The 15,248-nt window shown below is 65.7% G+C and carries 11 protein-coding genes and 1 tRNA gene; 7 read left to right on the top strand and 5 right to left on the bottom strand.

What is annotated here, in order from left to right:
• Both LKE50_01690 and LKE50_01685 read right to left on the bottom strand, forming a co-directional pair.
• Nucleotides 1-1,290, bottom strand: coding sequence for a DUF3662 and FHA domain-containing protein (locus LKE50_01690; GenBank protein MCH3967343.1), 1,290 nt, complete (start codon nt 1,288-1,290; stop codon nt 1-3).
• 1 nt (nt 1,291) lies between these two features.
• Entirely contained in the window at nt 1,292-3,124 is a 1,833-nt protein-coding gene (locus LKE50_01685; GenBank protein MCH3967342.1) for a serine/threonine protein kinase, read from the bottom strand.
• A gap of 127 nt (nt 3,125-3,251) precedes the next feature.
• On the opposite strand from LKE50_01685, the gene LKE50_01680 reads away from it, so the two are divergent.
• A tRNA-Leu gene (locus tag LKE50_01680) sits at nt 3,252-3,338 on the top strand.
• A gap of 182 nt (nt 3,339-3,520) precedes the next feature.
• The gene (locus tag LKE50_01675) at nt 3,521-4,918 is read left to right on the top strand and encodes a DUF2252 domain-containing protein (GenBank protein ID MCH3967341.1); all 1,398 of its coding nucleotides are present in this window, start codon (nt 3,521-3,523) and stop codon (nt 4,916-4,918) included.
• A gap of 177 nt (nt 4,919-5,095) precedes the next feature.
• Here LKE50_01675 and LKE50_01670 read toward each other — a convergent pair whose 3' ends face one another.
• Complete coding sequence (locus LKE50_01670) at nt 5,096-5,266, bottom strand: hypothetical protein (GenBank protein MCH3967340.1); 171 nt, start codon at nt 5,264-5,266, stop codon at nt 5,096-5,098.
• Nucleotides 5,267-5,425: 159 nt separating this feature from the next.
• Between LKE50_01670 and serS the strand changes: the two genes are divergently transcribed.
• Complete coding sequence (gene serS / locus LKE50_01665) at nt 5,426-6,700, top strand: serine--tRNA ligase (GenBank protein MCH3967339.1); 1,275 nt, start codon at nt 5,426-5,428, stop codon at nt 6,698-6,700.
• Between the two features lie 65 nt (nt 6,701-6,765).
• On the opposite strand, the gene LKE50_01660 is transcribed toward serS, so the two are convergent.
• Entirely contained in the window at nt 6,766-7,593 is an 828-nt protein-coding gene (locus LKE50_01660) for a type III pantothenate kinase (protein ID MCH3967338.1), read from the bottom strand.
• Between the two features lie 254 nt (nt 7,594-7,847).
• Here LKE50_01660 and rpmE point away from each other — a divergent pair, with 254 nt between their 5' ends.
• Nucleotides 7,848-8,324 carry a 50S ribosomal protein L31 gene (rpmE, locus tag LKE50_01655; protein MCH3967337.1) on the top strand — a complete coding sequence of 159 codons (477 nt, stop codon included), beginning with the start codon at nt 7,848-7,850 and terminating at the stop codon, nt 8,322-8,324.
• An 81-nt stretch (nt 8,325-8,405) separates the two neighbouring features.
• Here rpmE and nth read toward each other — a convergent pair whose 3' ends face one another.
• Entirely contained in the window at nt 8,406-9,125 is a 720-nt protein-coding gene (gene nth / locus LKE50_01650; GenBank protein MCH3967336.1) for an endonuclease III, read from the bottom strand.
• A gap of 221 nt (nt 9,126-9,346) precedes the next feature.
• On the opposite strand from nth, the gene glgB reads away from it, so the two are divergent.
• The 3 genes from glgB to LKE50_01635 all read left to right on the top strand — a co-directional run bounded on the left by glgB (nt 9,347) and on the right by LKE50_01635 (nt 15,246).
• On the top strand, nt 9,347-11,500 hold the full coding sequence (gene glgB, locus LKE50_01645; protein MCH3967335.1) for a 1,4-alpha-glucan branching protein GlgB: 2,154 nt from the start codon (nt 9,347-9,349) through the stop codon (nt 11,498-11,500).
• Nucleotides 11,501-11,635: 135 nt separating this feature from the next.
• On the top strand, nt 11,636-14,065 hold the full coding sequence (locus LKE50_01640) for a glycogen/starch/alpha-glucan phosphorylase (protein ID MCH3967334.1): 2,430 nt from the start codon (nt 11,636-11,638) through the stop codon (nt 14,063-14,065).
• A 32-nt stretch (nt 14,066-14,097) separates the two neighbouring features.
• Entirely contained in the window at nt 14,098-15,246 is a 1,149-nt protein-coding gene (locus tag LKE50_01635) for a glucose-1-phosphate adenylyltransferase (protein MCH3967333.1), read from the top strand.
• Nucleotides 15,247-15,248 lie beyond the last annotated feature (2 nt).

The following is a 15,248-nucleotide window of genomic DNA, read 5'->3' as shown; positions in this document are numbered from 1 at the left end:
CTACCCCTCCCGGAACTCGAGGTTGATGAGACCGAGCGTCACGAGGTCGCCGGTGCGCAGGACGCATTCGTCCACGTCCACGTTGTTCACCAGCGTCCCGTTGGTGGAGTTGAGGTCGGTGATGTGCCATGAGCGTCCGTCATACGAGAGCTCGGCGTGACGACGGCTCACGTTTGGGTCGCGTAGGACGATGCCCCCCGTGGTGCGCTCGCGGCCGATGATCGTGCGGGGCGCCGCCGCGGTGAAGGTGCGCCCGGACTGGCGGTCGATGAGCATGCAGGTCGCCTGTGGCGTCCCCACCTGGGCAGGCGTGGCCTGGGCGGTAACGGCGGCAGCCGCGCCATAGGGGTTGACGAGCGGCGTGCTCGCCTGCGGGCGGCGCTGCGTGGGGGGTGTCATGGGGGCCTGCTGCTGCACCGGCTGGGCCTGCTGCACGGGCTGGGCCTGCTGCACCGGCTGGGCCTGCTGCACGGGGGCCGGCACCTCGATGGGCGCTGGCACGGCCGCGTGGGCTGGTGCCTGCGGCATCACGGGCGCGGGCTGGGCGACAGGTGCTTGCGGCATCACGGGTACGGGCTGGGCGACAGGTGCCTGTGGCTCAGCTGCGGGTGCCATGGTGGCGGCAGCCTGCTCGGGCGACCTGCCCATGACGGGGATGTCGGGGATGGGCGCATACCCGTTGTTGAGCGCGTTCTCCTGGGCCGTGAGGACCACGTCCGCCGGCATCACGTCGAGGCCGGCATCGGTGCCACCGGCGACGGGGGGCACAGGGGCCATCACGGGGGCGGCGGACGCGACCGAGGCGGGCGCTGCCGCACGTGCGGCCTGGGCGAGCGCTGCGGCACCGCCGAGCCCACCGGTGCCGCCGACGTCGGCGCCGCCCATGAACTTGGCCTCCTCGTCGCGGAGGCGGCTCAGGGTCCGCACGTCGACATTCTCGGCGAAGACGGAGAACTTGCCGCTCTTGAGCGACGGGTCGACCATGAAGCGTACGAGCGGCTCGCCCACGAAGGAGTAGCCGCGACCCTGGGCCTGGGCCTCGATGAACTGGGACGTCTCGTGCGTCAGCTGCGTGTAGAGCGGGCGCATGGCCATGTCGTCGTCTGCCGAGACGAGGATGGTGTAGAGGGCGGGGGCGGTGTCGGTGCCGTCGATGGCGAACGTCTCGTTCTCCATCTCGTGGGCAGCCTTCTTGGCGAGCTTCTTGAACGAGAATGGCGTGGTATATCCCTGGGGTGAGGCGCCAAAGATTCCGTCGACCCGGTCTTCGAAGACGTTCAGGAAGTTCACGTCAATCACTCTCCCGCGCAATTGAAGGCGGCCCCAAGAGCACCGTCACAATGACCATAAGTAGGGAAAAGAGTACCGCACTTGCCACCGAGCCCCAGCTAGGGGCCAGCCATATACTGCCATTCTCCACTCTAGCGGCCACCATGCCCACGAAGACGAGGGCGCATCCTCCCAGCACCTGGGCCACGATGGCGGATGTCATGGTCCTACGGCGACAGACGGCGGACACGAGGAGCGAGCAGAGGCCATACCCGATGGCGAGGACCCAGCTCGACGGTGTCGAGAGGAACGTCGAGAGCCCGGACGCCGTGGCGGCGCCATCGAACCCGGAGCTCGTGCAGAGTGTCATGACCTGCTGGACCAGATAGCCAAAGGCCCCGGTCACAAGGGCGCCGAGGGGCGGGAGGGCCCAGCCTCCCAGGCCCACGCCGGCCACTGGCACGCCCAGGCAGGCAGGGAGCAACGCGGCGGCACCGGCCAGCTCGTGGCGGCGACCTGCCAGGACCCACCAGACGAGGCAGACGCCCCCGAGGGCCACGGCATACCCGACGGCCTGCGAGCCGGACATGCCGACCGCTCCCGTGAGGCCCACGAGCACGAGGGCGCATCCCAGCCATGGCACGAGCGCGGCGGCCACGGCGCATAGGAGGGCGGCGACGAGGGGGGTGGGTATCACCTGGCCGCCGAGGACGACGCTGCCTGCGAAGCCGAGACCGGGGGTGAGGAGGTAGGCGCACCAGGCGCAGGTGGCAGCCGCCATGACGCGTGAGAAGGCCTTGGGGAGCCATGGCATCCGCGCGGAGAGGGGCTCGCGCTCGAACTCGTGCCAGCCCTCCTCGTAGCTCTCGTCATCGGTGACCTGGGCCATGAGCGAGGCGATGGAGGACTGGCCGGCGACCGGGTCACCCAAGGAGGGCACGACCTCGCGCGCGAGCTGCGAGACCTGCGCCATGCGTCCCTGGGGGGACGGGTCGAGCGCGCAGGCGATCGCGTCGCTCACGGGGCCTTCGAGCCCGGGCTCGTCCTCCGAGAGGGGAGGGGCACCCACGGCCTCGAGCTCCTCCGACTCCTCGGCTGAGGGGGCCGCGAAGGGATCGCGTCCGGTGAGGGCCTCATAGCAGACCACGGCGAGCGAGTATATGTCGCAGCGCTCGTCCACCGTGGACCCGGCCAGCTGCTCGGGCGGCATGTAGCCCACCGTGCCGCCGCGCGCGCCGCCGAAGCCGGCCGCACTCGCGAGCGCGGCCATGCCGAAGTCGCCGAGCTTCACCGTGCCCGATCGGTCAATGAACACGTTGGCAGGCTTGATGTCGAGGTGGAGCACGCCGTTCTCATGGGCGAACGAGAGGGCGGAGGCCAGCGAGGAGAGGACGTGGGCGCACTCGTCATAGGTGAGGACGCCGCCTTCCACGCGCCCGAGCAGCTCGGCCAGCGTGATGCCGTCCACGTACTCCATCACGAGGTAGGCGAAGGAACCCTCGACCTCCAGGTCGAGCACGGTCACGATGTTGGGATGCGAGAGCATCGATGCGGTCCGTGCCTCCGAGAGGACCTCCTCGAGCGAGGAGGCACCCGAGGGCATGGCCGATGCCGCATAGGGGTCCGGCTGTGCGAGGGGCATCCGCTTGATTGCCACGCGTCGCTGGAGGCGTGTGTCCCAGCACACCAGCACGCATCCGAAGCCGCCGGTGCCGCGCGTCTCGACCACGTGGTAGCGGTCCAGGAGCAGCTCGGGTCGCGACGCGTCTGCCGATACGGCCTGCTGGGGGGTGGTGTCGCCTGCTCGGACCTGGCCGGGGCTGGGCTGGCCTTGCTGTGGTCGGTGGATGGGCACGGCGTGTCTCGTCTCTGGTGTGTGTGTCGTACGGGCGCACGGGTGTGGGGACGTGCGTGTTTCTCGTCCATTCTACCGTGTGGGACGTTGTCGTGTACCCCATGTTCGTGCTACCATGCAAACTCACGCGGGCGTGGCGGAATTGGCAGACGCGTACGGTTCAGGTCCGTATGGGGGCAACCCCATGAAGGTTCAAGTCCTTTCGCCCGCACCAAGAGTGTCCGGAGGCACCATGACCAGGTCTGGTCGTGGTGCCTCCTGCTCTTTGGCGAGGCCCCCTGCTGCGGCGGCATTCCCATGCGCCTACCGATTTTTCAGATTCGATTCTTGACGTGCAGCTCCCTGTGATATAAACCCATGAGCAGTGAGTGTGCAACCTATGGTTAGGGGAGCTCCATGGCTGATATTTCGCGTCATAAGAATGCGCAAGAGGGCTATGACTATGGCAAGTCCCTTCGCGATGCGTGTCCGCGCAAGTCGCTCGGCGACTATGAGCCTGCCGTGGACCGCTTCGACCCGGCGGAGCTCGTGCTGGGCCAGGAGAAGGGCCGTCTCGACTGGCTGCTCCCCGTGCGCCACGAGCGCATGGGTGCCTCGGCCTTCGCCTTCTATCGCGGCAACGCCATCGGGATGGCGCATGACCTCGCCGACAGCTCGGTCACGGGTATCAACGTGCAGGCCGTGGGCGATGCGCACGTCTCGAACTTCGGGGCCTTCATGAGCCCCGACCGCCGCCTCGTGTGGGACGTCAACGACTTCGACGAGACTGCTCCGGGTCCCTGGGAGTGGGACATCAAGCGCCTGGTGGCGAGCCTCGTCATCGGTGCGCGTCAGCGCGGCTTCACCAAGGACCAGGCAAATGACCTCGCGAGGTCCTGCGCCCAGGCCTATCGCCAGGACATCCGTGAGTTCGCCGAGATGGGCGACCTCGAGGTCTGGTACAAGCGCTTCGAGGTCGAGGCGGCCCTCAATGCCATCAAGAACCAGATCAAGAACAACAAGGAGGTCAAGGCCGGCGTCCATAAGGCCCTTGCGAAGAACAGCATGCGTGCCGTCCAGAAGCTCACGACCATCGAGGACGGCCAGCTGCGCGTGAACCCCGCACCTCCCCTCATCGTCCCGCTCTCGATGATGACCGAGCACGTCAAGCCCGAGGACCTCATGGAGTGCCTCAAGGAGATCTTCGAGACCTACTATGCGAGCCTTCCGGCCGACAAGCGCCAGCTCCTGCACCAGTACACCATCCGCGACGTCGCCATCAAGGCCGTGGGCGTGGGCTCGCTCGGCACGCGCGCCTGGATCGTGGTCCTCTCGGGCCGCGACGACAACGACCCGCTCGTCCTGCAGGTCAAGGAGGCTGGCACGTCCGTGCTCGAGGAGCCTTGCGGCAACTCCCCCTACGAGAACCACGGCCAGCGCGTCGTCGAGGGCCAGCACCTCGTGCAGTCCGCGAGCGACGTCTTCCTGGGCTGGGCGCGCGGCAAGGACGTCAAGGGCATCGAGCGCGACTTCTACGTGCGCCAGCTCTGGGACGGCAAGGCGAGCCCCGACCTCGACACCATCCCCTTCGAGGGCTTCAAGAAGGTCGCCCAGATGAGCGCCTGGTCGCTCGCCCATGCACACGCCCGTTCCGGTGACCGCTTCGCCATCGCCGGCTACCTCGGCGGCGGCACCTCCTTCGACAAGGCCATGGTGCGCTTCGCCAACGCCTACGCAGACCAGAACCAGGCCGACTTCGAGGTCTTCGTGGACGCCCTCAAGAAGATCGCCATCGAGGACATCAAGGAGGCCTAGCGCGCGGGTTCCTCGTGCTTACATGAGGGCACCCCACGTCCGTGCTCACATCCTCGTGCCGATGATGGCGCCGAGGGATGTCTGCAATGGCGCGGGGTGCCCTTTCTGCACGGGGGCCCTTCGTGCGAGACGGCAGAGGGGCATGCGCATGCCGAGGGGAACGACAGGCCGGACGGCCTACTCGTCCTCGTCGGCGTCCTCGTCGTCGGGGTCCGCCGGGTGCTCGGTGTAGACCTTGCGGGTGCGTCTCTCGAGGACGAAGGCGATGAGCAGGCAGAGGAGGATGCCGCCGCCTATGAGGGCGAGCGAGCCCTCACGGGTACCGAAGAGCCAGTTGATGACATCCATGGGATGCGGTCCTCTCGTATGTGTGCGGCGTCTTGACGCGTGACGGTCACCATCAGCTGCTCAGTATATACTTGACGGGTCTGCGCGACGCGACCGCCGCGCACGGCTTGTGACCAGTGCCCGACCGAGTGGCCGGGCTGCAGACAGAGAGGCCCTAAGATGCTCGACATCAAGTACGTGCGAGAGAACCCCGATGCCATCGACGTTGAGATGGCGAACCGCAACGGCAGCTGGGATCGCGAGCGCTTCTTCGAGCTCGACGAGCGTCGCCGTGCCACCATCGCCGAGGTCGAGAAGCTCCAGGCCGCACGTAACGCCGCCTCCAAGAACATCGGCCAGCTCATGCGCGACGGCAGGCGCGACGAGGCAGAGGCCGCCAAGGCCGAGGTCGCCTCGAGCAAGGAGCGCATCGCCGAGCTCGAGGACGAGCGTGCCAGCGTGGAGGAGGACCTCACGGCCCTCATGAGCCGCATCCCCAACATCCCCGACCCCTCCGTGCCCGTCGGCAAGGACGACACCCAGAACCCCGAGGTCCGTCGCTGGGGCACCCCGCGCGAGTTCGACTTCGAGCCCAAGGCCCACTGGGACCTCGGCCCAGACCTCGGCATCATCGACTTCGACCGCGGCGTCAAGCTCGCGGGCGCCCGCTTCTACGTGCTGGGAGGTGCCGGTGCCCGTCTGGAGCGTGCGCTGATCTCATTCTTCCTCGACCAGCATCGCGAGGCCGGCTTCAAGGAGTGGTGGGTCCCTGCCATCACCAATCACGACACCCTCTACGGCACAGGCCAGCTGCCCAAGTTCGAGGAGGACCTCTATCACGTGAACCCTGACCTGTACCTCATCCCCACGGCCGAGGTCCAGCTCACCAACCTGCACCGGGACGAGACGCTTGACGCGGCCGACCTCCCGCTCAAGTACACCGCGTTCACGCCGTGCTTCCGCGAGGAGGCCGGGAGCGCCGGCAGGGACACCCGTGGCATCATCCGCGTGCACCAGTTCTCGAAGGTCGAGATGGTCAAGTTCTCGAAGCCCGAGAACTCCATGGACGAGCTCGAGAGCATGGTCGCCGAGGCTGAGCGCAACCTCCAGACGCTGGGCCTGCCCTATCACGTGGTCACCCTCTGCTCGGGCGACCTGGGCTTCTCGGCACGCAAGTGCTACGACCTCGAGGTCTGGCTCCCCAGCTACAACAACTACAAGGAGATCTCGAGCTGCTCCAACTGCTGGGACTTCCAGGCGCGCCGTGCCAACATCCGTTATCGTGACCCGGCCGAGTTCAAGGGCACGCGTTACGTCCACACGCTCAACGGGAGCGGCCTGGCCGTGGGGCGCACGATGGCAGCCATCATCGAGAACTACCAGAACGCCGACGGCACCATCACGATCCCCGACGCGCTCGTGCCCTACATGGGCGGGCAGACGGTCATCGAGTAGCGAGGGCGCCCTCCTGCAGGATGCACGTGCAAGGCCTGTCACCCTTGGGGTGGCAGGCCTTGCTGCTAGAGGATGCTGCGGTCCTGGCTGTGCTTCTCCCAGGCATGGAGCCAGATCTGGCGGATGCCGCGCAGGGTGAGGTCGGGGTCCACCTCGTCGAAGAGGTCGGTCGCCTCGGAGACCAGGCGTGCCAGGCCGCCCGTGGCGATCACGACCGGGGCCGCGTCCCCCTCGGCTTCGAGCTCCTCCTTGATACGCGCCACGAGCCCTTCGGCGCGTGCGGCCTCACCGATCACGATGCCCGCCTGGACGGCCGTCTCGGTGGTGTCGCCCAAGGTGCGGTCGGGACGCTCGAGCGGGACGCTCGACAGCTTGGCCGCTCGCGAGAAGAGCGCGCCTGCCGAGAGCATGAGGCCAGGGGCGATGACGCCGCCGCGGTAGCGGCCTCGGCCGTCGACCACGTCTATGTTGGTCGCGGTCCCGAAGTCGACCACGATGGCGGGTGCGCCATAGCGCGCCCGTGCCGCCACGGCGTTGGCGATGCGGTCGGCACCCACGGAGTGGGGGTCGGGCATCGCCACCTCGATGCCGCAGTCGCGAGAGGCGTCGACGACGAGGGGAGCCCCCTCCAGGAGGTCGTTGAGGAACTCCCTCCACCCCATGGTGAGGATGGGGACGACGCTCGCGATGGCGGCATGGCTGACCTCGTCAAGGGCGAGGCCGTGCATCTGGAAGTAGCCGAAGAGGCGCTCGTGCAGCTCGTCGGCCGTGTCGGTATGGTCGGTCGCCATGCGCCACTGGATGTGGGGGCTGGCATCGGCGCCCTGGTCGTCGCTCTGGTCGAACAGGCCGACCGTCGTCTGCGTGTTGCCGACATCGATGGTGATGAGCATGGGTGCCTCCCGAGGTGCTGCGGGCTCTGCCCGCCTGGCTGTTGCCTGCATTGTACGGCACCGTGCCGCGCTGGCGGTGCAGGGGTCACATGGTCTCCGGCCCTCGTCGGCCGTCTCATGCGGAGTCCTCGTGTTCGGCGCTGGCGCAGGAGCGCACCTGTGCTACAATCCAAAAGCTTGTTTGCCCTGGTTGGAAATCAGGGTCCATCCAAAGCCTTGGTCGGAAACCTGGGCGCGAAGCAAGGAGTTTAGCCATGAAGCAAGGCATCCATCCCGAGTACATGGAGTGCACCGTCCGTTGTACCTGCGGAAACACGTTCGTCACCCGCGCGACCGTCCCAGAGATGACGGTCGACCTCTGCGACAAGTGCCACCCGTTCTACACGGGCCAGCAGAAGCTCGTCGACACCGGCGGCCGCGTCCAGCGCTTCTCCAACAAGTTCGGCGGAGCCGCCCAGGCCCAGCTCGAGAAGGCTGCTGCTGACAAGGCTGCCCGCGAGAAGAAGGCCGAGGAGGCCCAGGCTGCCAAGCATGCCGCCATCGAGGCCAAGGCTGCCGAGAAGGCCAAGCGCGCTGCCGAGTTCGAGAAGAAGGCTGCCGCCGATGCCGAGAAGGCCGCCAAGGAGGCCGCTGCCGCCGAGGCTGCCAAGCCTGCCGAGGAGGCCGCGCCTGCAGAGGCTGCCGCGCCTGCGCCCGAGGCCGCTGCCGAGACCGAGAAGGCCGCCGAGTAGCACCGCACTCACGACGTACGAACGAAGGGGGTCGGCATCAGCCGGCCCCCTTCTTCTTTCACGGTGCGATGTGGACGGGCGTCATGCCTGACGTCCGGACCCCTTGCCCTGCCCGTGCGCGCCCGATGGCCTCCGACGGGTGCTCGTAGGCGGTTTGAAGGCGCTGGGACACAGGTCGGCGAGCGGGCATTCCGCGCAGAGGGGCTTCCTTGCGTCGCATATCTCACGTCCGAAGAGGATCCACGTGTGGTTGACCGGGCCCCAGAGCTCCTGGGGTATGCAGGCGAGGAGGTCCTTCTCGGCCTCGCCGGGGGTGGCCGCCCTCGTGAGGGCGAGCCTCGTGGCGATGCGGTACACGTGGGTGTCGACCGCGATGCCGGCGACGTGGCCGAACCCCTCGTTCATCACGATGTTGGCGGTCTTCCTGCCTACGCCGGGGAGTGTCTGGAGCTCCTCCATGGTCTGGGGGACGTCTCCCGCGAAGTCGGCCATGACCGTCTGGGCGCATCCCACGCAGTGGTCGGCCTTGGTGCGCCAGAACCCCAGGCTATGGATGACCTCTCCCACCTCTGCCGGCGTCGCGCAGGACATCGAGGCCGCGTCCGGCCAGCGCCTGAAGAGCTCCGGCGTCACCTTGTTGACCTGTGCGTCGGTGGTCTGTGCCGAGAGGAGCACCGCGATGGTGAGCTGGAACGGCGTCTGATGGTGCAGCGCGCACTCGGCGTCCGGATAGCGCCCGCAGAGGCGTCGGCAGACCTCGACGGCACGCTCACCTCGCGTCTTCTTGGATTCGCGTGGCATGGTCGCTCCCTCCTGGCTTCCTCGCGGTGGACGTGGGCGCGGCATGGCTGACCTCTCGTCTGGACCATGCTACCGCAGACGGATTGGTGCGACCGGGTGCCGAGCCGTTCGTTTAGCTTAGAGTTCCAGGGTACACTCTGGTCATATGCAGTGCCTGGCGGGGTGGCCAGGCGGGCCGTTCGGACCACGCCTCCTCCCCATGCCCGACGGAGGAGGAATACGTGAACGCAAAAGAGATCGCGATTACCCCGGCGGATGTCTACGTGGCAGGCAAGGGCGAGTGGTATCGGGGCTATGACAAGATGGGTGCGCATCCCATCACCGTGAACCGCAAGAAGGGATATCACTTCGCCGTCTGGGCCCCAGGGGTCAGGTCCGTCCGTGTCATCGGCGACTTCAACGACTGGGACGAGCAGGCCTCCCCGCTCGAGTGCACCGAGACGGGCGACGTCTGGTGCGGCTTCGTGGCAGGGGCCAAGGCCGGCCAGCTCTACAAGTACCTCATCGAGACGGCGACGGGCGAGTACCTCTACAAGGCCGACCCCTATGCGTTCTGGGCCGAGTGCCCCCCTGGCACCGCCTCGCGCCTCGCACCCACGTCCACCTATACCTGGACCGACCAGAGGTGGATGGCCTCACGCGGGGACCACATGCACAAGCCCCTCAACATCTATGAGGTCCATCTCGGCAGCTGGAAGCGTCATGACGACGGCCTCGAGGGCAATGGCTTCGAACCTCCCGAGGGCGAGGTCGGCGGGGGCACCTACCTCACCTACGACGAGCTCTCCGAGGAGCTCGTGGGCTACGTCTCCAAGATGGGCTACACGCACATCGAGCTGCTCCCTGTGATGGAGCACCCGTTCGACGGGTCGTGGGGCTATCAGGTCACGGGCTACTATGCCCCGACCTCGCGCTATGGGTCGCCCGACCAGTTCCGTCACTTCGTGGATGCGGCTCACGCCGCGGGCATCGCGGTCATCCTCGACTGGGTGCCCGGCGGGTTCTGCAAGGACGCCCACGGCCTCGTCGCGTTCAACGGCAACCGGCTCTACGAGAAGGAGGAGCATCCCAACTGGGGAACCTTCAAGTTCGACCTCTCGCGAGGGGAGGTGCGCTCGTTCCTCACGGGGAACGCCCTCTACTGGCTCGAGCAGTTCCATGCCGACGGCATCCGCATGGATGGCGTCACGTCGATGCTCTACCTCAACTTCGGGGTCGATGACCCCAAGCTCAAGAAGTTCAACTCGAAGGGCGGCGAGGAGGACTTCACCTCGATCGACTTCGTGCGCAACGTCAACTCCGCCATCGAGCACTACTTCCCGGACGTCATGTCGATGGCCGAGGAGTCGACCTCGTGGCCGCTCGTGACCTATCCGCCCAAGGACGGGGGGCTCGGCTTCCACTACAAGTGGGACATGGGGTGGATGAACGACACCCTCCACTACATGCAGACCGACTTCCCGTGGCGTCCCGGCAACCATAAGCTGCTCACGTTCTCGATGATGTACGCGTTCAACGAGAACTTCATCCTCCCGCTCAGCCATGACGAGGTCGTCCATGGCAAGTGCTCGCTCATCGGCCGCATGCCGGGCGACTGGTGGCGGCAGTTCGCGGGGATGCGCGTCCTGGCCTTCTACCAGATGATGCATCCGGGAGCCAAGCTCAACTTCATGGGTAACGAGATCGCCCAGTTCATCGAGTGGCGCTACTACGAGTCGATCCAGTGGTTCCTGGTCGACGAGTACGACACCCATCGCAACCAGCAGAGCTTCATCGCCGCGCTCAACGAGTTCTACAAGGAGCAGCCGGCTCTCTGGCAGGAGGGCTACTCCTGGGACGGGTTCGAGTGGCTTGATGCCGACGACTCGAAGCAGTCCTTCGTCTCGTTCATCCGCCACGGCGACAAGCCCGCCGACGACCTCGTGGTCCTCATCAACTTCGACCCGACCACCTATGACGACTACCGTGTGGGCGTGCCTGTGCCTGGCCAGTGGTCGGAGGTCTTCAACTCGGACCACAAGGAGTTCGGCGGTGCCGACGTCTTCAATCCCGAGCCGCTCGTGAGCGAGGCCAAGGCCTGGAACGGCCATAAGCAGTCGGTCACGCTGCGCATGCCGGGGCTCACGGGGATCGTGCTCAAGCGTACGGGGGACCTGCCCAAGAGGCGGGCCCCGAAGAAGGCCACTGCGAAGAAGCCTGCGGCAAAGGCGGCAGCCAAGAAGCCGGTTGCCAAGAAGTCCGCACCTGCAAAGGCAACGGCCAAGAAGCCGGTTGCCAAGAAGTCCGCACCTGCAAAGGCGGCCGTCAGGAAGCCCGCGGCCAAGAAGGCTGCTGCGTCTACCACGACCAGGCGTTCAGGGGGAGCAAAGGCATAGACTGATATTGATGAAAGGCCACCGCCGGGCGATTCCTCGTTGTTCAGGTGTCCAGATGCCGCTCGGTGGGGTACGTAGGCCGATACAGGGCAAGGTCATGGAGCGTACATGGCCAAGACCAAAAGGGGTTTGTGCATGCAGAAGATCTTCAAGGACAAGAACGAGTTCGTCGAGAGCTATCGGCACATGTTCAAGGCGGAGGTGGGCAAGGACTTCGATGCCTGCACCGACAAGGAGCGTTTCGACATCCTCGTCAAGCTCATCGCGGTCAACGCGCGTGACATCGCTGCTGCGAACGAGCCTGTCAACGCTGCCAACAACAAGAAGAAGGTCTACTACTTCTCGCTCGAGTTCCTGATCGGCCGCCTGCTCGACAACTACCTCCTCGACTTCGGGGTCCGCGACATCGTGGCCGACGGCCTCAAGGACATGGGCGTGTCGCTCGAGGACCTGTGCAACCAGGAGCATGATGCCGGCCTGGGCAATGGTGGCCTGGGACGTCTTGCCGCGTGCTTCCTCGACTCGATGGCCCACGAGGGCATAGAGGGCTATGGCAACGGCATGCGCTACCGCTACGGTCTCTTCAAGCAGTCGATCAAGGACGGACGTCAGGTCGAGGAGACCGACAACTGGCTCGCCGGAGGCTATCCGTGGGAGGTGTGCCGTCCCGAGAGCTCGGTCATCGTCCGCTTCGGCGGCGAGGTCGTCCGTCATGAGAAGGACGGCAAGTACTGGTTCACCTGGGAGGGCGGCGACGAGGTCAAGGCCGTCCCGTACGACGTGCCCATCGTGGGCTACGGTGGCGAGACGGTGAACAAGCTCCGCATCTGGAGCGCCGAGCCCGTCGAGGAGGAGTTCGACCTCGACGCCTTCAACGAGGGCGACTATGCCAAGGCCGCACGGCATCGCGCGGACGTGGAGGCCATCTCGGAGATCCTCTATCCCAACGACTCCGGCGAGCACGGCAAGATTCTGCGTCTGAAGCAGGAGTACCTGTTCGTGGCTGCCGGCCTCGCCTCCATCCTGCGCACCTACCACGCGGAGTACGGCTCGGACTGGGCACGCTTCCCCGACCGCGTGGCCATCCACACCAACGACACCCATCCTGCCATGTGCGGAGCCGAGCTCATGCGCATCTTCGTCGACGAGGAGGGCCTCGACTGGGACACCGCGTGGGACATCGTCACGCGCTCCATCTCCTATACGAACCACACCGTCATGCCCGAGGCGCTCGAGAAGTGGCCCATCAACACCTTCAGGACCCTGCTCCCGCGTGTCTACATGTACATCGACGAGATCGACCGCCGTTATCGCGAGAGCTTCCCGCATACGGCCGACAACTGGCAGGAGCTCCTCAAGAAGACGGCCATCCTCTGGGACGGCGAGGTCCGTATGGCGAACCTCTCCATCATCTGCTCCCACTCGGTCAACGGCGTCGCCAAGATCCACACTGACATCCTCGAGCATGACGTGCTCAAGGAGTTCTACGCCCTCACACCCGAGAAGTTCAACAACAAGACGAACGGCGTCTCGCACCGTCGCTTCCTCGCCGAGTCCAACCCTACCTATGCCAAGCTCATCACCGAGCACATCGGGGACCACTGGCTCGACGACGCCGACGACCTCGCCAGGCTGAAGCAGTTCGAGGACGACCCCGCCTTCCTCGATGCGATGGCCGTGTCGAAGCGTGCCAACAAGGAGCGCCTCGCCGCCTACATCAAGGACCAGACTGGCGTCGAGCTCGACTGCGACACGGTCTTCGACGTCCAGGTCAAGCGCTTCCACGCCTACAAGCGCCAGCTGCTGAACGTCTTCAAGATCCTCGACATCTATAACCGGCTCCTCGCTGATCCGAGCTACAGGCCCCAGCCCACCTCGTTCATCTTCTCGGGCAAGGCCGCCCAGAGCTACGACTTCGCCAAGGAGGTCATCCGCCTCATCAACTCCGTGGCGGACGTCATCAATGCCGACGAGCGCGTGAACTCCACGATCAAGGTCGCGTTCGTCCCCAACTTCGCCGTCTCGAATGCCCAGCTCATCTACCCCGCGGCAGAGATCTCCGAGCAGATCTCGACCGCCGGCAAGGAGGCCTCGGGCACGTCCAACATGAAGCTCATGATGAACGGCGCCATCACGCTCGGCACCATGGACGGCGCCAACGTCGAGATCGCCCAGCTCGCGGGGGACGACAACATCGAGGTCTTCGGCCTTCGGGTGGAAGACGTCGAGGCACTCCGTGCGGCGGGCACGTACTTCTCGTGGGACGAGTACAACAACGACCGCGACCGTCTCGGCCGCGTGGTCGACGAGCTCGTGGACGGTACGTTCGCCTCGCTCTCGGGCAACTTCGAGAGCATCCACGACTATCTCATGCAGGGTAATGACCCAGACCTCGTCTTCAAGGACTTCAGGTCCTATGTCGACGCCTGGGAGAGGCTCACGGCAATCTACCCCGACGCGCACCGGTGGAACCGCATCGCGCTCCACAACACGGCAACCTCGGGCTACTTTGCGAGCGACCGTACGATTCGCGAGTATGCGAAGGAGATCTGGCACGCGTCATAGGTGGTTCGGACTTCGAAGGGAAGGGGTGCACCATGAGCAAGAGGGAATGCATAGCAATGCTTCTTGCCGGCGGGCAGGGGAGCAGGCTGGGAGCGCTGACGAGAAACATAGCCAAGCCGGCGGTCTCGTTCGGCGGCAAGTTCCGCATCATCGACTTCTCACTTTCCAACTGCGCGAACTCTGGCATCGACACGGTCGGTGTCCTCACGCAGTATCGTCCCTACCTCCTGCACTCCTACATCGGTACCGGCGCTGCCTGGAACCTCGACGAGCGAGGCGCCGGCATCTCGGTGCTCCCCCCGTATGCCACCGAGACCGGCGGGTCATGGTATGAGGGCACGGCAGACGCCGTCTATCAGAACATCGGCTACATCGAGACCAACGACCCCGAGTATGTCGTGATCCTCTCCGGAGACCACCTCTATCGCATGGACTATCGCAAGATGGTCGATGCCCACATCGCCAACAACGCCGACCTCACCATCTCGGTCATGCCAGTGGCCTGGGAGGAGGCCTCGCGCTTCGGCATCATCACGCAGGACGAGGACGACCGTGTGACCAAGTTCACCGAGAAGCCCACCAAGCCTGACTCGAACCTCGCCTCCATGGGCATCTACGTCTTCTCTGCCAAGCCCCTCATCGAGGCGCTCAAGGCCGATGCGCTCGACCCCCAGTCCGAGCATGACTTCGGCAAGAACATCATCCCCACGATGCTCGCGCAGAACAAGCGCATCTACACCTACGAGTTCAACGGCTTCTGGCGTGACGTCGGCACCATCGCGAGCTACCACGAGACGAGCATGAGCCTGCTGGGGACCCACCCCGACTTCGACCTCTACTCGTCGGAGTTCCCCATCATGTCGAACAGCTCGCCGCGACCACCCCACTATGTGGGTCCTGACGGCGAGATCGATGACGCGCTGGTGGCCAATGGCTGCCGTGTCCTGGGGACGGTCCGCCACTCGATCCTGTCGACGGACTCCTTCGTGGGAGAGCGGGCCACCGTCATCGACTCCGTGCTCCTGCCTGGCGCCCGGGTCAAGGCCGGGGCGCGGGTCGTGCGCGCCATCCTCGGCGAGAACTCCACGGTCGAGGAGAACGTCAGTCTCGGCAGCATCGACAAGACAAAGGACACGGCTGTCATCGGCGATGACGTGGTCGTAGGGAAGGGGGAGGAATAGTC

The organism is Atopobiaceae bacterium, assembly GCA_022483015.1.
GTDB lineage: Bacteria > Actinomycetota > Coriobacteriia > Coriobacteriales > Atopobiaceae > JALCUE01.
Note: the sequence above shows the minus strand (reverse complement) of the source record. Positions and strands in the feature narration are given on the sequence as shown.